Consider the following 19595-nt stretch of genomic DNA (forward strand, 5'->3'; position numbering starts at 1 on the left):
CACGCTGCTGAACACGGCGGCGCGCGAGCACACCGTGGTGCTTCCGCAGGCGCTCGGCACACCGGGCTGATTCGAGGCCGGTGGCCGCTGCGGTCGGCTCTCGCGTCTTGCCGTTGTGCTGTCCCGCGTGGGCGGAACACCGTGGTCGTGCAGCCGGGCCGCTGGACGGTATTGCCCACATTATTCACCAATATTAGGCTAGCCTCACCAAACATCGAGGGAGAAGGGAGTCGCGGTGCGCGTCGTCATTCTGTTCGGGTCGGAAATGGGTACGGCCGAGTCCGCCGCCGAAAGCGTGGCCGACGAACTCGCCGCCCACGACGTGTCGGTCTACGACATGACCGACTTCGATGTCGACGATCTCGACGCCCGCGACTTCCACATCATCGTCTGCTCCACCTACGGCGACGGTGAACTGCCCACCGGCGCCGAACCGTTCTTCGACGCACTGAATGCCCGCACACCAGACCTCACCGGCCTGCGGTTCGCGGTCTTCGGCCTCGGTGATTCCGTTTACGGCGACACCTTCAACCGGGGCGGCGAGATCATCGCCGCGAAGCTCACCGAATGCGGTGCGACGCAGGTGGGCGAGCACGCCCGCCATGATGCCTCCACCGAGATCAAGCCCGGCGCGATGGCCCGAGAATGGGCCGCCGGGCTGCGTATTACCGACGAGGCGGCGCTGGCCGCGGTCTGATCGCGGTGCACCGCAGCCGATCTGATCGCGCGTCTGCTCGCGGCGGCTGCCCGATCATCGCCCGCCGGTTGTCGTGGTCAGCCCTTAAACTGGGTGCGGAGTGCGGCACAGCCCGTCGCGCGCGTCTATTCATGAGGTGATGAACATGGCAGCCGGAGTCAGCCCTGCGCAACATCAGGACCCCTCGACCGATCATCCCGAACTGGACGTGCTGCCGGAATGGCCAACCGAGACCATCGCCGTGCTGGTCACCACCGATCCGGCACCGCACGCGATTCCGGTGTCCTGGCCCGTTCGGGCGGGCGATCGCGCCATCCTGCTGAGCCTGAAGTTCGACCGCGGATCGCTGGCCCGGCTGCGCGAGCGCCCCGATGTGGCGTTACTGATCCTGGCCGGCGGTAACGTCGCGCTGTGCGCGCGCGGCACCGCGAAGGTGATCGCGGAGGAAATGCCGGACGCCACCGACTATGTGGCGGTGCGCATCGACGTCGACGTGATAGACGATCATCGCCAGTCGGCGTTCCAGGTGGACAGGGGCATCCAGCGGACGGTGCTCGACGCGACCGAACTGCGCGCGCTGGAAGGCCGGGTGGCCACCCTGCGGTCCTGGGCGGAGGCCGAGAACTGACCCGCGGCAGCGATGTCGGCGGTTCGAACATAATCGTGGGCGAGGGCGCAGCGTCAGCGCCGCGAGGAAGGGGAACATGAGCGTCACACTGGCCAAAGGCGGCAATGTCTCGCTGTCCAAGCAGGCCCCGAATCTGACCAGAGTCACCGTCGGCCTCGGCTGGGACGTGCGCACCAGCACCGGGGCCGATTACGACCTCGATGCCAGCGCGCTGGCCACCGGACCCGACCTGAAGGTGCTGTCGGACCAGCACTTCATCTTCTACAACAACCTGCGCTCGCCGGAGGGATCCATCGAGCACACCGGCGACAACCTCACCGGTGAGGGCGACGGCGACGACGAGGTGATCAACGTCGACCTGGCGGCCACACCGCCGACGATCACCAACATCTTCTTTCCCGTCTCGATCCACGAGGCCGACACCCGCAGGCAGTCGTTCGGCCAGGTGCGCAACGCCTATATCCGAGTGGTCGATTCGACGACCGGCTCGGAACTGGCGCGCTACGACCTCAGCGAGGACGCCTCCACCGAGACCGCCATGGTCTTCGGTGAGCTCTACCGGCACAACGGCGAGTGGAAGTTCCGCGCCATCGGCCAGGGGTACGCCTCCGGGCTGGCCGGGATCGCCCGCGATTACGGCGTCAATATCTGAGCCGTCCGCAATCGAAGACGGCGGGCGCGTGAGGATTTCACGCACCCGCCGTGTTCGGCAGGCCCGGTGAGCACCGGGCTCGCTCCTCAGGCGCCGACCAGGTCCCCGTCACGCTCCCGCGGTCCGGCGCTTTCACGAATACCGAAGCGGTCGTGCAGCTTCCGCAGCGGCGCCGGCGCCCACCAGGTCCAGCGTCCACCGAGTTTCATGGTGGCCGGCAGCAGGAACCCGCGGATCAACGTGGCATCGGCCAGCACCGCCAGCGGCAGGCCGATTCCGAACGCCTTCATGAAGGTGATGTCGGAGACCAGGAAGCCGAGGAACACCACCGAGATCAGTACCGCCGCGGCGGTGACGATCCGGCCGATCCGCTCCAATCCGACCGCGACCGCGGCGGTGCCGTCACCGGTGCGTTCGTACTCTTCCCGGATCCGCGACAACAGGAACACCTGATAATCCATGGCCAGGCCGAACGCCACACCGAACAGCATGATCGGCACGGTCGAGGCCAGCGTCCCGGTGACGGTGAATCCGAGCAGTTCCGACAGATGCCCGTCCTGGAAGATCCAGACCAGCGCACCGAAGGTCGCGGTGAGGCTCAAGCAGCTCAGCAGTACCGCCACCACCGGCAGGAACACGCTGCCGGTCAGCAGGAACAGCAGGATCAGCATCATCGCCAGCACCACGCCGAGAGCGATCGGCAGCCGGTCCAGCAGGGCCTCGGTGGCATCGGCGCTCACCGCTGCCACGCCACCCACCAGCGCCTCCGACGGCGCGTCGACGTCGCGGATGGTCCCGACGAGATCCTCGAGCACGGTGGCGTCGTCGGTGGAGGGGATCACCGACAGGTACACCCCGCCGTCGGCGGCGAATCGCGCGTTGAGTTCGGTCGGTGGCGCGAGCTGCGCACCGTCGGCATAGCTGCCGCTGACGGTATCGACCCGTTGCACATCCGGCAGCGCCGACAGCCGCTGCGCGTACTCGGGCACACCCGAACCGCCCTGCGGCAGCACCACACTCAGCGCACTCTGCTCACTGGTGTCGAACTCCGCGCGCACCGTCTCGGCGACCTGCCGCGACGAGGACGCCTCCGGCATCGACCGTTCGTCCGGGTAGCCGAGTTTCAGACCGAGGAAGGGTGCGCCGAGGACCAGCAGAACCACCGTCACCGTGATCGCCACGGTTCCCGGCCTGCGCATCACGAACACGGCCAGCCGGTGCCAGCGGCCCTCGTGTAGTTCCCGAGACGCCGTGTCACGTCGCCGGATTCGCCACTTGTCCACGCGGGTACCCAGGATCGCCAGCAGCGCGGGCAGCACCGTCAGCGAACTCAACGCGGCGATGAGCGCCACCGCGATGCCCGCGTAGCCGACCGATCGCACCGCCAGCAGCGGGAAGAACACCAGGCCCGACAGGGCCACCGCCACCGTCACCGCCGAGAACGCGACGGTGCGCCCGGCCGAGTTCATGGTGTTGCGCAAGGCCTGCCCTGGATCGATGCCGGCCTCGAGCTCCTCGCGGTAGCGGCTGACGATCAACAGGCTGTAGTCGATCGCCAAGCCCAGCCCGAGCAGCGTGACGACATTGATGGCCAGCGCGTTCAGATCCGTCACCCCGGCCAGCAGCCACATCGCGCCCATGGTGAGCAGCACGGTCACCATCGCGACCGCCAGCGGCAGCAGCGCTGCCATCACACTGCCGAACACCAGCACCAGCGCGATCAGGGTGATCGGGAAGGCGATGGATTCGCCGGTCACCGCGTCCTTCTCCGACTGCTCCACCATCTCGTGCTGGAGCATCGCGTAGCCGCCGACCTGTACGTCGAGGCCGTCGTGGGTGCCGGAGTAGCGCGGGGCGAGGTCGGTGATCCGGTCCTCGACGGCGTCGTCGTCACCGAGGATGGTGGCCACCACCAGGCCGGACGAGCCGTCGGCGCTGCGCAGCGCGGGCGGCCGGCCCGAGGTCCAGTAGGAGGTCACGCCGGTGACGTCGTCTTCTCCGGACAGCCGCTGCACCAGCGCGGTGGCCGCCGCGGCGGTACCGGAATCGTCGACCGGACCGCCGCCGTCGACCAGCAGCACCAGGTTCGGCTGCCCCTGCCCGAACTGGTCGCGCAGCACCTCGGCCGCCACCCCGGATTCGGCGCCGGGATCATTGAATCCGCCGCCCTTCAACTTGTCGAACAAGGTCGAACTGCCTGCTCCGGCCAACATGAGCAGTACCGCGAAGAGAACCAGCACGGCGCGTCTGCGCCGCATGATGAGATCGATCAGTCCCGCCGGCATTACTGCCTCCTAGTCGCGTCATTGCGGGTGGATACACGACTCGGACGAGCCAGCGGGCGCGGATGTGATGGGTTCGGGCACTGTTGCGGCGCAGCTCACAGCTCCGGTGGGCAGCGACCGATCAGCAGCCGGTAGGGGCCCCGGCAGCAGGAGTACCGTGCGGTCAGCGAACGGTGCCGCAGGCCAACGGGCATGGAGCCACGCGCTCAACGAGCACGAGCAACGCGTTCAACCAGCGCGAGCCACGCGATCAGCGAGTGGTGGCCACGCGGTCAACGGACCGTGAGCCACGCGATCAACGAGCGCGAGCCACGCGATCAACCAGCGCGAGCCACGCGATCAGCGAGTGGTGGCCACGCGATCAACCAGCGCGAGCCACGCGGTCAACGGACCGTGAGCGACGCCGTCAGCGAGCGGCCGGCCAGTACCTGCGCCAAGCGGCGGCGTCGAGGGGAGCGCGGGTGCCGCGATCGGCCTCGGCGGCGTCCTCGGCCGCGCGGATGGCGTCGGCGAAGGCGAGGGTGGCCTTGCGCAGCCGTTCCTCGGCGCTGTCACGCCCACCGAGCCGGACCATGCGCAGCGCGGGTGGAATCAGATCCTCGGGCAGCCCAGCCCGATTACTGCGGTGCAGGACCTTCTCGGCCAAGGCCAGCGCGGGTTGCGCCATCGCGATGCCGTCCAGGCAGGAACGGCGCGCCTTCTCCGCGGATTTGCGTTCCTCCCAGGCCTTTTCCTGCGCCGCGATCTTCTCCTCCACGCTCGCGTCCGGCGGCAGCTCGGAGGCGGCGAGATGAGGGCTGCGGTTGACCAGCTTGGCGACCAGCGCTGCCGCCACATCGTCGACGGTGAACTCCCCGGCCGCCTGCGCGATCCGGGAGTGGAACAGCACCTGCAACAGCAGATCGCCGAGCTCCTCCTTGATCGTCTCGGCGTCCTCGTGCTGGATGGCGTCGAGCAGCTCGTAGGTCTCCTCGAGCAGATAGGGACGCAGCGAATCGTGGGTCTGGGTGGTTTCCCAGCCGCCGAAATGCCACAGCCGGTCCATCACCTCGACGGCCTCGGCCAGCCCGGCCGCCAGCGTCGCCGTATCGGTCTGCACGCGCAGCGCGTCCGGCATCCGGCGCGAATCGGATCCCTGGCTCATCGGGCGACCGAGACCTCGGTGGCGACGGTGAGATCGACCGCGCCCTGCGCCTTGCCGTCCAGCGCCAGCAGCAGGTCGGCGAGGTATTGCAGCAGCGGGACGTCACGCAACCGGTCCGCGCCGACGCTGTCCTGTACCCGCGGCAGCGGCACGCCGACCACCCCGCTGGCCGCCTTGTAGGTGGCGCTCGGGTAGATCCGCTTGAGCCGCAACTGCTTGGAGTCGGGCAGGTTCAGCGGCGAGATCTTCACCGTGGTGCCGGTGACCGCGATCTCGGTGACGCCGTACTCACGGGCCAGCAGCCGCAGCTTGGCCACCGACACCAGCCTGCCGACCTCCACCGGCAGCGGGCCGTAGCGGTCGACGAGTTCCTCCACCACCGCGGCCAGCGTCGAATCGTCATGCGCGGCGGCCAATTTGCGGTAGGCCTCCAGACGCAGCCGGTCGCTGGTGATGTAGTCGGGCGGGATGTGCGCGTCCACCGGCAGGTCGATGCGCACCTCCTTGGTCTCCTCGGTGGTGATCGGCTTGCCGTCGGCGGCGGCGCGATAGGCCTCCACCGCCTCACCCACCAGCCGCACGTACAGATCGAAACCGACGCCCGCGACGTGGCCGGACTGTTCGGCGCCGAGCACATTGCCCGCGCCACGGATCTCCAGATCCTTCATCGCCACCGCCATACCGGCGCCGAGGTCGGAGTTCTGCGCGATGGTGGCCAGCCGGTCGTAGGCGGTTTCGGTGAGCGGCTTCTCCGGCGGATACAGGAAGTAGGCGTACCCGCGTTCGCGAGAACGCCCGACCCGGCCGCGCAGCTGATGCAGCTGCGACAGGCCGAGCGTGTCGGCGCGTTCCACGATCAAGGTATTGGCGTTGGAGATGTCGAGGCCGGTCTCGATGATGGTGGTGCACACCAGCACGTCGTACTCGCGCTGCCAGAAACCCTGCACGGTGCTTTCCAGCGCGTCCTCGTTCATCTGGCCGTGCGCGACCACCACCCGCGCCTCCGGCACCAGCTCCCGGATCCGCTTGGCGGCCTTGTCGATCGAGGACACCCGGTTGTGCACGTAGAACACCTGGCCGTCGCGCAGCAGCTCCCGCCGGATGGCGGCGGTGACCTGCTTGTCGCTGTAGGCGCCGACGTAGGTGAGCACCGGATGACGTTCCTCGGGCGGGGTGAGGATGGTCGACATCTCCCGGATGCCGGCCAGGCTCATCTCCAGGGTGCGCGGGATCGGCGTCGCGGACATGGTGAGCACGTCGACGTGGGTGCGCAGCGCCTTGATGTGTTCCTTGTGCTCGACACCGAAACGCTGTTCCTCGTCGACGATGACCAGGCCGAGGTCCTTCCAGCGCACCCCGGTCTGCAACAGCCGGTGCGTGCCGACCACGATGTCGACCTCACCGGAGGCCATGCCCTCGAGCACCTCGCGCGATTCGGCCGGATCGGTGAAGCGCGACAGGCCCTTGACCGTCACCGGGAAACCGGCGACGCGTTCGGTGAAGGTTTGCAGATGCTGCTGGGCCAGCAGCGTCGTCGGCACCAGCACGACGACCTGTTTGCCGTCCTGCACCGCCTTGAACGCCGCGCGCACCGCGATCTCGGTCTTGCCGTAACCGACGTCGCCGCAGACCACCCGGTCCATCGGGACCGGCTTTTCCATATCCGCCTTCACATCGGTGATGGCGGTCATCTGGTCGACGGTCTCGGTGAACGCGAACGCGTCCTCCATCTCCTGCTGCCACGGCGTGTCCGGGCCGAAGGCGTGGCCGGGCGCGGCCTGGCGGGCGGCGTAGAGCTGCACCAGCTCGCCGGCGATCTCGCGCACCGCCTTGCGGGCCTTGCGTTTGGTGTTGGCCCAGTCGGAGCCGCCCAGCTTGGACAGGCTCGGCATCTCGCCGCCGACATAGCGGGACAGCTGATCCAGCGATTCCATCGGCACGAACAGCCGGTCGCCGGGCTGGCCGCGTTTGCCGGGCGCGTACTCGATGACCAGGTATTCGCGCCGCGCGCCGCCGACGGTGCGTTCGATCATCTCGACGAAACGCCCGATGCCGTGCTGATCGTGCACGACCATGTCGCCGGCATTGAGCGCCAGCGGATCGACCTGATTGCGGCGTTTGGCCGGCAGCCGTTTGCCCTCGGTGGGGGCGGTGACCCGGTTGCCGGTGAGATCGGATTCGGCGACGACCACCAGGCCCGCATCATCGAAGATGACGCCGTCGTGCAGCGAACCGCACAGCACACCGACCACGCCGGTCTCCGGCTCCGCGCCGCTGTCCAGCGCGGCGGCGGGCACGTCGGCGTCGGCGAGCCGTTCGAGCACACGCTGGGCGGTACCGTGCCCGGCCACCACCACGACCGCGCGACCGCCGGTGGTGACGTGCGCGCGCAGCGAGGCGAAGATCGTCGCGACCAGCTCGTCCGAACCCCGCGCGGTCGGCCCCGCCTGCACCGGAAGCACGACTTCGGCGGAATCGCCCGAGGTCAGCGGGCTCAGCGTCCACCAGGGCAGGTCATGCTCGGTGGCGCTGTCCTGGATCTCCGGCAGCGAACGGTAGGCCGAGGCGGCCAGGTCGAGGCCGTGCGCGCCCAGCGGCGCGTCACCGCCGAAGGAGGCGGCGGTCCAGGAGGCTTCCAGGAATTCGGCGCCGGTGCGCATCAGGTCGGCGGCGCGGGTGCGGATCTTCTCCGGATCACACAGCAGCAGGTGGGTGCCCTCGGGCAGCTCCTCGGTGAGCAGGCTCAACGCACCGGGGCGCAGCACCGGCAGCAACGCCTCCATGCCGTCCACGGGGATGCCCTGTGCCAGCTTCTCCAGCATCTCCACCAGGGCCGCGTCAGCGGAATTGGCGCTTGCCACCTCGGCGGCGCGGTCGCGGACCGCCTCGGTGAGCAGCAGCTCCCGGCACGGCGGCGCCACCACGACGTCGACGCTCAGCTCCGGCAGCGAGCGCTGGTCGGCGACGGAGAACGGGCGCAGTTCGCTGACCTCGTCGCCCCACATCTCCACGCGCACCGGATGATCGGCGGTCGGCGGGAACACATCGAGGATGCCGCCGCGGACCGCGAATTCACCGCGCTTGCCGACCATATCGACCCGGGTATAGGCGAATTCGACCAGGCGGGTGAGCAATTCGTCGAAATCGGTCTCGGTGCCGACGCGCAGCACGATCGGCTCGATATCGCCGAGCCCCGAAGCCATCGGCTGCATCAGCGAACGGACCGTCGTCACCACCACGCGTAGTGGTTCGGGGAACACCGGGTCCTCCGGATGCGCCAACCGCCGCAGCACGGCCAACCGCCGGCCCACGGTGTCCGCGCCGGGCGAGAGCCGCTCATGCGGCAGCGTCTCCCAGGACGGGAACTGCGCGACCGCCTCGCCGAGGATCTCGGTCAGCTCGACGGTCAGATCGTCGGCCTCGCGCCCGGTGGCCGTCACCACCACCACCGGTGTGCTCGCCGCCACCGTCCCCGCCACGAACGCCCGCGCCGCCGACGGCGCGACCAACTCCACCCGCGACGTGCCGACCAGGTCGGATACGGTCCGCAGCGCGATATCGGCGCCGGCCGCGGCGGCCAGGCCCGCCAGAGGTGGACGTGGGGCAGACATGCTCAACTCCTGAAGCGAACGGGCGAATCGACCGGCTCTGCCATTCTGCCGCTCCTTCGTCGCGGCGTGTTCGCGGCCCCCTCATGGCTCGCTTTTCGGGGGCCGCGAACGGGGCTCCTCGAGGTCGCCCTCCAGTGCCTGCGACGAGGTCGGCGCGACAACATCGATCTGGCCGCCCGTTGCCGGTGCGCACCGGTGATGACCTTGCTTGCCACGAACTGCGCGTGCACACGCTCTCGACAACGCCGATACAGGTGGGCGCATATTCGGGCGGCACCCTGCGGCGCAACCCAATGCAACGGCCGGTCAGCCCCAATTTTCGAGCGAAGCGAGACCGAGCCCCACAGTTCGCGGCCCAGCGCGCAAAATCACGGCACGTAGCGGCGCAGGCGGCGAACTCGCGGAAGTAGGAGAGCTTCTCCGGTGGGACGATCGCCGGCAGCAGGAAGTACCAGGCGCGTTCCATGCGGGTGGCCATCTGGTCGATGGCTTCGGTGCCGACCGCGACGATGTGCACGCCGGTGGTGACGCCCTGCAGCAGCAGGCCGATCGTTTCCGGGTCGAGGTCGGGCATCAGGTCGCCCTGAGCGATGGCGCGCTCGGCCAGCAGGCGGTAGGTCTCACCCCAGGACTTGGCGATGTTGTCGCCCGCGGCGCCGCGGTAGTCGCCGATCTGGTGGGTGAGTTTGAGCATCGCGCCGACCATCGGGTCGTTCATCGACAGATCCGCCACCACGTAGGTGATGCCGATGCAGGCCTCGAGCGCGGGCACCCGGGGATCGAAGAAACCCTGGCAGGAACTCACCAGACGCTCGTTGCCCTGGTCGACGACCGCGCGGGCCAGCTCTTCCTTCGAACCGAAGTGAAAGTACAAGGCGCCCTTGGTCACGTTGGACTGCGCGATGATCTCGCTCAGGCTCGCGTTCGCATAGCCCAAGCGCAGAAAGACATCGGCCGCGCCCGCGAGGACGGAGTCGCGGGTGATCTCCGCGCGCGCTTGCCTAGCCATCAGATCCGCCTGTCATCCCAAAAACCAGCCATCCTGAAGTAGACCGACATCCCGAATTTGACCGACATACCGCCCGAACAGCACCCAAAGGATGGGTGAACCGTACCACCAGCGCGCCGCTCGGCAGACGATTCGAGTATGTGGTGCAAGCTCGTTCGCAATTCACCGGTTAACTCTCCCGGTCAGTTCTCGGTCCCGGCCGGCCACTCCGAACTGAGCTGTGGATCGGCCTCGAGGTGGCGCAGACCGTTCCAGCAGAGGTTGACCAGATGCGCCGCGACGACCTCCTTGGACGGGGTGCGCTCATCGAGCCACCAGGTGGCCGCGGTGGACACCATGCCGACGAGTGCCTGGGCGTAGAGGGTGGCCAGGCTGGTGTCCAGATCGCGGCGTTCGAAGTCGCCGGCGAGGATGTGCGCGACCTGGTTCACGGCTTCGTTGAGCAGGCTCGAATAGCGCCCGTCGCCGGTTTGCGGCAGCTGATCGCGGACCAGGATCCGGAATCCGTCGGTGCGCTGCTCGATGTAGGTGAGCAGCGCCAGCGCCACCTGCTCGAGCCGGACCCGCGACCGATTCTGGGTCAGCGAGGAGGTGATCATGTCCAGCAGCATCGACATCTCACGATCGACGACGACGGCGTAGAGGCCCTCTTTCCCGCCGAAGTGCTCGTAGACCACCGGCTTGGACACCTGCGCGCGCTGGGCGATCTCCTCGATGGAGGTGGCGTCGTAGCCGCGTTCGGCGAACAACGCGCGACCGATCTCGATCAGTTGCTGACGCCGCTGCGTGCCCGTCATCCTCGGGCGGGGCGGCTGGCCGCCGCGGCGGGCTTTGTCGCCGGATGCGCCGACGCGCGGATTCTCGCCGGTCGTGGGTGTCTCGTGCATTGGCCTCCCTACCTACGCCGGCGAATGGTATGGGACAACTGTTCCAGACAGCTCGCGCGCGAGCGCAGCCGGGCGCGCGAATCACGCCCACGGTTCGACGGATCCGAGGTCGGCATGCGAGTATCGTTGCCGTGCCGAGGCGCACTGGCGGGCGCGTATGTGTCCCGTCGATGCGACAATCCGCCGTAGTGTAATGGCAGCACCTCTGATTTTGGTTCAGATAGTTCAGGTTCGAGTCCTGGCGGCGGAGCACGCGAGCACAGCGGATCAGCTCGCGGGTACGGTGTCCAGCGCACGGGTGCGGTGCCGGCCGTTGGCACGGTGGCCTGCCACGGACACGGTGCCGGCTCACGGGCAGTGTGAGCTGCGTGGGCCGCAGGTTTGACCAGCACGATGACAGGCAGCCGAGGGAGATTCATGCCACAGCAGACCGCCGTCGTCGTTCTCGCAGCCGGTGCCGGGACACGAATGCGGTCGAAGACCCCCAAAGTTTTGCATTCGCTGGCCGGCCGCAGCATGCTCGCGCACGCGCTGCATGCGGCGAACGAGATCGACCCCGCGTATCTGATCACGGTGGTCGGGCACGACCGGGAGCAGGTCGGTGCCGCGGTCGCGGAGGTAGCCGCCGAACAGGCCCGCGAGATCATTCCTGCGGTGCAGGAGGAGCAGCTCGGCACCGGCCACGCCGTGCAGTGCGGGCTGACCGCGCTGCCGGACGACTTCACCGGTGACGTGCTCGTCACCTCCGCCGATGTGCCGCTGCTGGACGGACACACCCTGTCCGCCCTGCTCGACGAGCACCGCAGCTACGCCGACCGGCCCGCGGTCACCGTCCTGACCTTCGTCCCGGACGACCCGAACGGCTACGGCCGGATCGTGCGCGACGCCGACGGCCAGGTGGTCGAGATCGTCGAGCATGCCGACGCCACCCCGGAACAGGCCCAGATCAACGAGGTCAACTCCGGTGTGTACGCCTTCGACGTGACGGTGCTGCGCACCATGCTCGGGCGGCTGTCCACCGCGAACGCCCAGCACGAGCTCTACCTGACCGATGTGCTGCGGCTGGCGCACGAGGCGGGCCATCCCGTGCAGGGTGCGCGTCTGGTCGATTCGGCGAAGGTCACCGGCGTCAACGACCGGGTCCAGCTGGCCGCGGCGGCGCGCACGCTCAACCGCTACATCCTGGAACGGCATATGCGCGCCGGTGTGACCGTCATCGATCCGGCCACCACCTGGGTCGACGCCGGCGTGCGGATCGGCCGCGATGTGACGCTTCGGCCGGGTGTGCAGCTGCTCGGCAATACCGTCATCGGCGAGGACGCCGAGATCGGGCCGGATTCCACGCTCACTGATGTGATCGTCGGCGACGGCGCGAAGGTGGTGCGCACGCACGGCGAGGGCGCGGTGATCGGGCCCGCCGCCACCGTCGGGCCGTTCAGTTTCCTGCGGCCGGGCACCGTGCTCGGCGAGTCCGGCAAACTCGGAGCGTTCGTCGAAACCAAGAACGCCGCCATCGGCGCGCACTCCAAGGTGCCGCATCTGACCTACGTCGGCGACGCCACCATCGGCGAGCACAGCAACATCGGCGCGTCCAGCGTTTTCGTGAACTACGACGGGGTCAACAAGCACCACACCACCGTCGGCTCGCATGTGCGCACGGGCAGCGACACCATGTTCGTCGCGCCGATCACCGTGGGTGACGGCGCCTATTCGGCGGCGGGTACTGTACTGCGCAGAAACGTTCCGCCGGGGGCGCTCGCCGTGTCGGGTGGACCACAGCGCAATATTGAGAACTGGGTGCAGCGGTATCGTCCCGGAACCGCTGCGGCGCGCGCGGCGGCAGAAGCCATCGCGGCAAACGAGATGTCGAGTCAGGCAATCGAGCTAAAGGATGGCAAACAGCAGTGACCGCGTCATGGATCGACAATCAGAAGAACCTGATGCTATTCGCCGGACGTTCGCATCCTGAGCTGGCCGAACAGGTCGCCAAGGAACTCGACGTCCACGTCACGCCCCAGACCGCGCGCGACTTCGCCAACGGTGAGATCTTCGTTCGCTTCGAAGAGTCGGTCCGTGGTTCGGACGCCTTCGTGCTGCAGAGCTTCCCCGCGCCCCTCAACGAGTGGCTGATGGAACAGCTCATCATGATCGACGCGCTCAAGCGCGGTTCGGCCAAGCGGATCACCGCGATCCTGCCGTTCTACCCGTACGCGCGCCAGGACAAGAAGCACCGCGGCCGCGAGCCCATCTCGGCTCGTCTGGTCGCCGACCTGCTCAAGACCGCGGGCGCGGACCGCATCATCACCGTCGACCTGCACACCGACCAGATCCAGGGCTTCTTCGACGGCCCGGTCGACCACATGCACGCCCAGCTGCAGCTGGCCGAGTACGTGCGGTCCAACTACAGCCTCGAGCACATCACCGTGGTCTCCCCCGATTCCGGCCGCGTGCGCGTCGCCGAGAAGTGGGCCGACTCCCTCGGCGGCTCGCCGCTGGCGTTCATCCACAAGACCCGCGACCCGCTGGTGCCCAATCAGGTCAAGTCCAACCGCGTGGTCGGTGAGGTCGAGGGCCGCACCTGCATCCTGATCGACGACATGATCGACACCGGTGGCACCATCGCCGGCGCGGTCAGCGTGCTGAAGGAAGCCGGCGCCGGTGACGTCGTCATCGCCGCGACCCACGGTGTGCTCAGCTCGCCCGCCGCCGAGCGGCTGGCCGCCTGCGGCGCCAAAGAGGTCGTGGTGACCAACACCCTGCCGATCACCGAGGACAAGAAGTTCCCGCAGCTGACCGTGCTGTCGATCGCGCCGCTGCTGGCCCGCACCATCCGCGAGGTGTTCGAGAACGGCTCGGTGACCGGGCTGTTCAACGGCAACGCCTGACCCTCGACGCCCGTGACGGGCCCGGACCACACGGTCCGGGCCCGTCATTTTTTGTGTCCGGGTTCCCGCGATCGGCGCGCCGATCGGCGCATACTGGCGAACATAGACCCGCTCCACCGCCGTACCCGATCGGACGATGAGGAGAGCCCTATGAGCACGCCGCAGCAACCGCAGGATCCCGGCAGCGGGGACCGGCCACAGGACGGGGAACCGCGCGCGACGCCGCCGGAGCGGGAGCCGGAAACTTCGGAGCCGTCGAGCGAAGCGGGTGAGGTGACCGGTTCGGCGCCCGGCGAAGGGGCGGGGACCCGGCCACCATCGCTGGACAAACCCTCCGGCGGGGTGGGCACACCAGGTGGTGAGGTGCCCGAGCAGGCCTGGCGGGAGCAGCCGCGGGAGAGCGGGCCGGGGCAGGCGTGGAGCGCGCAGCCAGGCGGGGTCGGGTCGGCGTCCGGGCAACCGCCGTCCGGGGAGCAGCCCTGGGGATCCGGCGGCGCACAGCCGTACGGCGAGCAGTACCCGCAGGGGCACCAGGGCGAGCAGTGGGGCGGCGGGCCGGGCGGAACATCGGGGTACCCGGGATACCCAGAAGGCGCGTATCCGTCGGCGACCGGTGGGCCCGGCGGTGAGGCCGGTGGTGGCTTCCCGTCGTATCCGCAGCAGTCGTTCCAGCCCTACGACGCCCAGCCGCAGCGCTCGGGGGCGCAGGTGTTCTCCATCATCGGGTTCGTCTGCGCGGGCATCTGCCTGCTGTTCTGCCCGATCCTGTTCGGGCCCGCCGGCATCATCCTCGGCATCATCGGTCACAACAAAGGCGAACCGCTCGGGAAGTGGGCCGCGATCGCCGCGGGTGTGGCGATGGCGATCGGGTTGATCCTCACCTTCGCGTTCTTCAACGCCGACATCGTGCCCGAACAGAACTAGCGCGGCCCGCCGGCTCAGCCGCGGGTCGCCAGCACCAAGGTGAACCGGCTGTCCGGGTCGGTCCAGGCCTTGTCCAGGGTGAACCCGGCGGCGGACAGTTCGGTGTCGAGACCTTCCAGGCGGAACTTGGCGGAGATCTCGGTGCGTAGCTGCTCGCCACGGGCGAAGTCGAGCACGAGGCCGAGATCGGCGACGTCGACCCGCATGTCCGCGGTGGCTTCCAGCCGCATCTCGATCCACTCGTTCTCGGCGTCCCAGACGGCGACATGGCGGAAGTCGTCGGGAACGAAGTCGGCCGCGAGGCGGGCATTGAGCACGTGCAGCACATTGCGGTTGAACTCGGCGGTCACCCCGGCGGCGTCATCGTAGGCGGGCACCAGGATCGCCGGGTCGATCACCAGGCCCGCACCGAGGAGCAGGTGTTCGCCGGGTTCGAGCACGTCATGGACGTCGGTGAGGAATTCGGCGCGTTCGGCGGGCACCAGGTTGCCGATGGTGCCGCCGAGGAAGGCGATCATCCGGCGGCCTCCACGCGGCAGATTGTGCAGGGTGTCGGTGAAATCGCTGACCACTCCGTGCACCGCGAGCCCGGGGAACTCACGCGCGACCTCGGCGGCGGTGGCTCGCAGCGCGCTCGCCGAGACGTCCTGCGGCACATAGGTTTTCAGCGGACCTTCGGCGGTGAGCGCCGACAGCAGCAGCCGGGTCTTCGCCGCGGAGCCCGCGCCGAGCTCGACCAGCACCTGCGCCTGGGCCGTGCGGGCGATCTCGCCGACCACCCGTTCGAGCAGGGCACGTTCGGTGCGGGTCGGGTAATACTCGGGCAGCTCTGTGATCTGCTCGAACAGTTCACTGCCGCGCGCGTCGTAGAACCACTTGGGCGGCAGCCACTTCGGATCGGCGGTGAGCCCGCGCCGAGCGTCCGCGCGCAGCGCCGCGGTGAGGTCGTCGTCGGTGAGATGGACTTCCAGCGTCGGTGCGGTCATGGCGGAATCCTTTGCGTCGGGAGGCGAGTCAGAGGTCATTCGTTCACCGCACGGTCCAGCGACTCGATCGTCAGCCGACCAGGGGCGGCGCACACCAGGCTGTGTTCGGGGATCGGCCGCCAGCGGGGGTCGGCGTCAAAGGGTTCGGAGGCGACGATCGCGAAGTCGTCGGTGACCAGGGCCGAGAGCGCGTGCTCCCAGGCGGTGGCCCAGATGGTCGAGCCGTCGCCGAGCAGGAAGTTCAGCCGCGCCGCCGGTGCGTGGGCGAGCACAGCGGTGAGCAGCAGCCGGAGCGCGTCGGCAGGGCTCGCCACCAGATCCGGCGGCGCCCCGGGCGTGAGCAACCCGCGCAGCAGCACCCACATCGCGGCCGAGTCGGTGGCGGACTCGGCGTCGAGCAGGTCGGCGGTCTGGAACATCCTGGTGGCGCCGGCTCGGGTCGCGGCGTTGTCCAGATCGGCCAAGGCGGCGGTGAGCGCCTTGCGCCAGTTCGGCACGACGCCGTTGTGGCTGAAGGCCCAGCCGTCATCGATGAACGGCGCGCAGGCTGCCCGCTCGACCGGCATTCCCACCGTCGCGGAACGTACGGCACCCAGCACAGCGGTGGATTCGATCTGCGGTAGTACTTCGTCCACCGCGGGGTCGGTCCAGATAGGCGCGGCATTGCGGTAACGGCTGACGCGAGCCCGGCCGGGATGGTCGGCGTGGCGCCACCACGCGACCCCGAACCCATCGGCGTTGATCGTGCCGCCACCACGCATGTCCCGCGGCGCCCACGCCTGCGTGCGCAGTGCGTGCACACCGCGGGTGAGCAGCTCGCCGACCGGTTCCGGCGGGCCCACATACGCCAGATGCCTACACATGGCCGCTCCTTCGGGACCATGGGCCGCTGACCCGAGTCGGGCCGCCGCAATCGGCGAATGGACGCCGGCTACCCCTCACGGCGCCGTCGCCGATCACGCTGCCTCCCCCGGCCGCAGATCACGGGCCAGCCGGAAACCGGCGAAGATCTGCCTGCGGATCGGATGATCCCAGTTGCGGAAGGTGCCGCGGCAGGCCACCGGGTCGGTGCCGAACGAGCCGCCGCGCAGCACGCGATAGTCGCCGCCGAAGAAGACCTCCGAATACTCGCGATACGGGAACGCGCGGAAGCCGGGATACGGCTCGAAACCGGACGCGGTCCACTCCCAGACGTCGCCGATGAGCTGATGGACGCCGGTCGCCGAGGCACCCGCGGGATACGCGCCGACATCGGCCGGTTCCAGGTGACGCTGGCCGAGGTTGGCGTGCGCTTCATCGGGTTCGGCCTCGCCCCACGGATAGCGGCGGGACCGGCCGGACTCCGGGTCGTAGCGGGCGGCCTTCTCCCATTCGGTTTCGGTGGGCAGGCGCTTGCCCGCCCAGCGCGCGTAGGCCTCGGCTTCGAACCAGCAGACGTGCACCACCGGCTGATGCGGCCGCAAGGGCGTCATCACACCGAACACCCGCCGCCACCACCGTCCTCCGGGATCGCGCTCCCAGAACTGGGGCGCCACCAGACCGGCCTCCAGGCGATGGTCCCAGCCACGCTTGGACCACAGTTCCGGACGGTCGTAGCCGCCGTCGGCGATGAAGGCCAGGTACTGCTCGTTGGTGACCGGTGCGGCATCGATGGCGAATCCGGGCACCGACGCCAGATGCGCGGGCCGCTCATTGTCGAGCGCCCAGGGGTCGGTGGAGGTGCCCATGGTGAACTGGCCCGCCGGGATGATCACCTCGCCGCTCACCGCGGCGGTTCCGGTGGGCGCCGAGGGCGCGGACAGCACCGGCGCGCCCGCCCGCAATTGGTGGGTGGCCAGCATGGTTTCGTCGTGCTGCTGTTCGTGCTGGGCGATCATGCCGAAGGCGAACCCGCCCTCGACCAGCGGTGTGCCGCGCAAGGTGCTGCTCTCCAGCACATCCCACACCTTCTCGCGGACCGTGGCGACGTACTCGCGGGCTTGGCCGGGGTCGAGCAACGGCAGCTTCGGACGGTTGGCGCGCGCGTGTTTGAACGCGTCGTAGAGCTCGTCGATATCGGCGCGCACCGGCTCCCGGCCGCCGACATCACGCACCAACCACAGCTCTTCTTGATTGCCGACGTGGGCCAGGTCCCACACCAGTGGGCTCATCAGCCGCGAATGTTGCGCGACGAGTTCGGCTTCGTCCAGGCAGTCGGTGAGCGAGGCGCTGCGCGCTCGGGCGCGGGTCAGCGTCTCGGCGATGCGGGAACGGAGCCGTTCGGTCTCGGATGTGTCCTCGGCGGGCAAGTGGATGGTCACGATGGAACTCCGGATGCTGGTGGATCGATGATTGTCAGCGCATTCGGTACGCGCGGCAGCGGCTCTGCCGGGCCGTCGGCGCACGGAACGGATGTGGACGCAGCAGGCGTGCCGGGATGGGCACCAATGCCGCCGAGCCCGAGAGGTCGCCCGCTCATGAGGCACTCCCGGATTCGAGTCGGCCCGGGTGACGGGCACTGCGACAGCGCTGTGCGGCGGCGTGGATGGCGTCGGCCGCGGCCGGTGTCGCGGCATGGGTGGCCGCGGCGTCGAGTAGTTCGGCGGCGGCGGCTCGGATCTCGCGGTCGGCCAGTCCGCAGCGGGCGGCATCGAGCCAGCGCCCTGCTGTCGGGCCGGCGATCCCGGTGGCCTCAGCGACCGCGGCGGGGCTCGACATCAATGCGTCGATGACGTCGATCGGAACCGTCCAGCTCTCGTCCGGTTGCGCGTCGAGATAGCGGACCTCGAGATGCCCGGACGGCCGGACCGGCGGGAACATGGTGGTCAGGTGGTAGTCGAGGTCGCTGCGGTCGGGGCGGCGGCCGACCTCGTCGTCCAGGGCGCCGGAGAGCCAGTCGGCGAAGGTGGCGCCGGGCGGGGCGGCCCACGAGCAGTCCGCCGCGCCGGTGCCGAGCCCGCGATCCCACTCGCCCGCACTCGACGACGCACCGGTCTCCGGCTCCCGGGACCGCACGCACAACAGCGGCGCGTCCAGGGCCCAGCGGGCATAACCGGCGATCGGGTCGGCCCAGTCCTCGACCGGGGGCCGGGTACGGGAATGGTCGAGGCGCAACCACGTGCGCATGCGCTGGGAGGCCCACTCCCCCGCGGGTGCGCCGCGCAGTTCGGGCGAGCACGCGAAGGCGGCCGAGAGGGCGGGGCCGATGGCGTACAGGGCGGTCCAGCGGGCGACGGCCTCGGCGGGATCGGTGCCCGCGTCCACACTGACCTGGATGGCCGCGGTATTGCACATCATGAGTTTGCCGAACGGACCGAGACCGGCGAGGTATCGCTCCATGGCCTGATAGCGGGGCAGCCGCAGCACCCGGCGGGCGCGGCGCCCGGCGTCGGCGGCCGCGGAAACCATGCCGACACACTGGGTTTCGAGGAGCTTGCGCAGCATCTCGGTGTCAGCGCGCAGCTGCTCGATGAGCTGGGCGGCGGTGGCATACGGTGCGCTGGAGAGTTCGATCTGACCACCGGGTTCGATGGTGACCCGGCTGCCACCCGGTAGCGCGAGGGCGGGCGAATCGGGGGCGATGGACCGTGGGGCGTACGGTCCGAGGGCGTCCGCGAGGAGATCGAGCGGCGGACGCGGGGCGGCCGTGGGGCCTGACGCCGGACACTCACCGTGGGTGGTGAGCCATTCGAGTTCGGCGCCGATCAACCCGGGCGGCCCGAGTTTGAAACAGACGCCGCCGATGTAGGCCTCCGCCGCCGCGCGAGTGGACAGCTCTCGGTCGGCGGCCATCTGCCCCGCCTGTCTGCGCTCGAGGGTGACCGCCATGCTCGACCTCCAGGTGGTTCCGGTGCGCGGTGGATATGCGGCGCGTGGATCGTCGGGATATTCGGTGCTGCGATATGGCG

Annotated in this window: 14 protein-coding genes, 1 tRNA gene and 1 pseudogene; 7 read left to right on the plus strand and 9 right to left on the minus strand. The window is 69.1% G+C overall.

The features are described from left to right. Nucleotides 1–235 precede the first annotated feature (235 nt). The 3 genes from RJ05_RS21305 to RJ05_RS21315 all read left to right on the plus strand — a co-directional run bounded on the left by RJ05_RS21305 (nt 236) and on the right by RJ05_RS21315 (nt 1977). Nucleotides 236–697, plus strand: coding sequence for a flavodoxin domain-containing protein (locus RJ05_RS21305; RefSeq protein ID WP_036539875.1), 462 nt, complete (start codon nt 236–238; stop codon nt 695–697). Nucleotides 698–842: 145 nt separating this feature from the next. Further along, the gene (locus tag RJ05_RS21310; protein WP_036539924.1) at nt 843–1325 is read left to right on the plus strand and encodes a hypothetical protein; all 483 of its coding nucleotides are present in this window, start codon (nt 843–845) and stop codon (nt 1323–1325) included. Between the two features lie 76 nt (nt 1326–1401). Next, complete coding sequence (locus tag RJ05_RS21315) at nt 1402–1977, plus strand: TerD family protein (protein WP_036539879.1); 576 nt, start codon at nt 1402–1404, stop codon at nt 1975–1977. Between the two features lie 86 nt (nt 1978–2063). Here the strand turns inward: RJ05_RS21315 and RJ05_RS21320 are convergent, their stop codons facing one another. The 5 genes and pseudogenes from RJ05_RS21320 to RJ05_RS21340 form a co-directional block, all read right to left on the minus strand. Further along, a complete protein-coding gene (locus RJ05_RS21320; RefSeq protein WP_051016788.1) occupies nt 2064–4262 on the minus strand; it encodes an MMPL family transporter in 2199 nt (732 codons plus the stop codon). 406 nt (nt 4263–4668) lie between these two features. Beyond that, complete coding sequence (locus RJ05_RS21325) at nt 4669–5379, minus strand: nucleoside triphosphate pyrophosphohydrolase (protein ID WP_051016790.1); 711 nt, start codon at nt 5377–5379, stop codon at nt 4669–4671. A gap of 23 nt (nt 5380–5402) precedes the next feature. Then, on the minus strand, nt 5403–9017 hold the full coding sequence (mfd, locus tag RJ05_RS21330; protein ID WP_036539882.1) for a transcription-repair coupling factor: 3615 nt from the start codon (nt 9015–9017) through the stop codon (nt 5403–5405). 388 nt (nt 9018–9405) lie between these two features. After that, nucleotides 9406–10026 (minus strand): annotated as a pseudogene (locus RJ05_RS32940) (TetR family transcriptional regulator); the annotation flags it as partial. Between the two features lie 182 nt (nt 10027–10208). Continuing rightward, nucleotides 10209–10823 (minus strand): TetR/AcrR family transcriptional regulator, encoded by a 615-nt coding sequence (locus RJ05_RS21340; protein ID WP_085996260.1) that lies wholly within the window; start codon nt 10821–10823, stop codon nt 10209–10211. A 269-nt stretch (nt 10824–11092) separates the two neighbouring features. On the opposite strand from RJ05_RS21340, the gene RJ05_RS21345 reads away from it, so the two are divergent. From RJ05_RS21345 to RJ05_RS31980, 4 genes are all read left to right on the plus strand, one after another. After that, nucleotides 11093–11163 (plus strand) — tRNA-Gln (locus RJ05_RS21345). Between the two features lie 167 nt (nt 11164–11330). Further along, nucleotides 11331–12821, plus strand: a complete 1491-nt coding sequence (gene glmU, locus RJ05_RS21350; protein ID WP_036539890.1) for a bifunctional UDP-N-acetylglucosamine diphosphorylase/glucosamine-1-phosphate N-acetyltransferase GlmU — start codon at nt 11331–11333, stop codon at nt 12819–12821. Next, nucleotides 12818–13798 (plus strand): ribose-phosphate diphosphokinase, encoded by a 981-nt coding sequence (locus RJ05_RS21355; RefSeq protein ID WP_036539892.1) that lies wholly within the window; start codon nt 12818–12820, stop codon nt 13796–13798. The genes glmU and RJ05_RS21355 overlap by 4 nt, the downstream gene beginning before the upstream one ends. Nucleotides 13799–13948: 150 nt before the next feature. Continuing rightward, nucleotides 13949–14722: a DUF4190 domain-containing protein gene (locus tag RJ05_RS31980; RefSeq protein ID WP_036539896.1), complete on the plus strand. Its 774-nt coding sequence runs from the start codon at nt 13949–13951 to the stop codon at nt 14720–14722. Between the two features lie 14 nt (nt 14723–14736). Here the strand turns inward: RJ05_RS31980 and egtD are convergent, their stop codons facing one another. The 4 genes from egtD to egtA all read right to left on the minus strand — a co-directional run bounded on the left by egtD (nt 14737) and on the right by egtA (nt 19515). Further along, the gene (egtD, locus tag RJ05_RS21365; RefSeq protein WP_036539930.1) at nt 14737–15708 is read right to left on the minus strand and encodes an L-histidine N(alpha)-methyltransferase; all 972 of its coding nucleotides are present in this window, start codon (nt 15706–15708) and stop codon (nt 14737–14739) included. A 35-nt stretch (nt 15709–15743) separates the two neighbouring features. Then, nucleotides 15744–16571 (minus strand): ergothioneine biosynthesis protein EgtC, encoded by an 828-nt coding sequence (egtC, locus tag RJ05_RS21370; RefSeq protein WP_036539899.1) that lies wholly within the window; start codon nt 16569–16571, stop codon nt 15744–15746. A 93-nt stretch (nt 16572–16664) separates the two neighbouring features. After that, nucleotides 16665–18002: an ergothioneine biosynthesis protein EgtB gene (egtB, locus tag RJ05_RS21375; RefSeq protein WP_373365076.1), complete on the minus strand. Its 1338-nt coding sequence runs from the start codon at nt 18000–18002 to the stop codon at nt 16665–16667. A 160-nt stretch (nt 18003–18162) separates the two neighbouring features. Next, nucleotides 18163–19515: an ergothioneine biosynthesis glutamate--cysteine ligase EgtA gene (gene egtA / locus RJ05_RS21380; protein ID WP_081597458.1), complete on the minus strand. Its 1353-nt coding sequence runs from the start codon at nt 19513–19515 to the stop codon at nt 18163–18165. Nucleotides 19516–19595: the final 80 nt, after the last annotated feature.

Source organism: Nocardia cyriacigeorgica NBRC 100375, assembly GCF_000308555.1.
Lineage (GTDB): Bacteria > Actinomycetota > Actinomycetes > Mycobacteriales > Mycobacteriaceae > Nocardia > Nocardia cyriacigeorgica.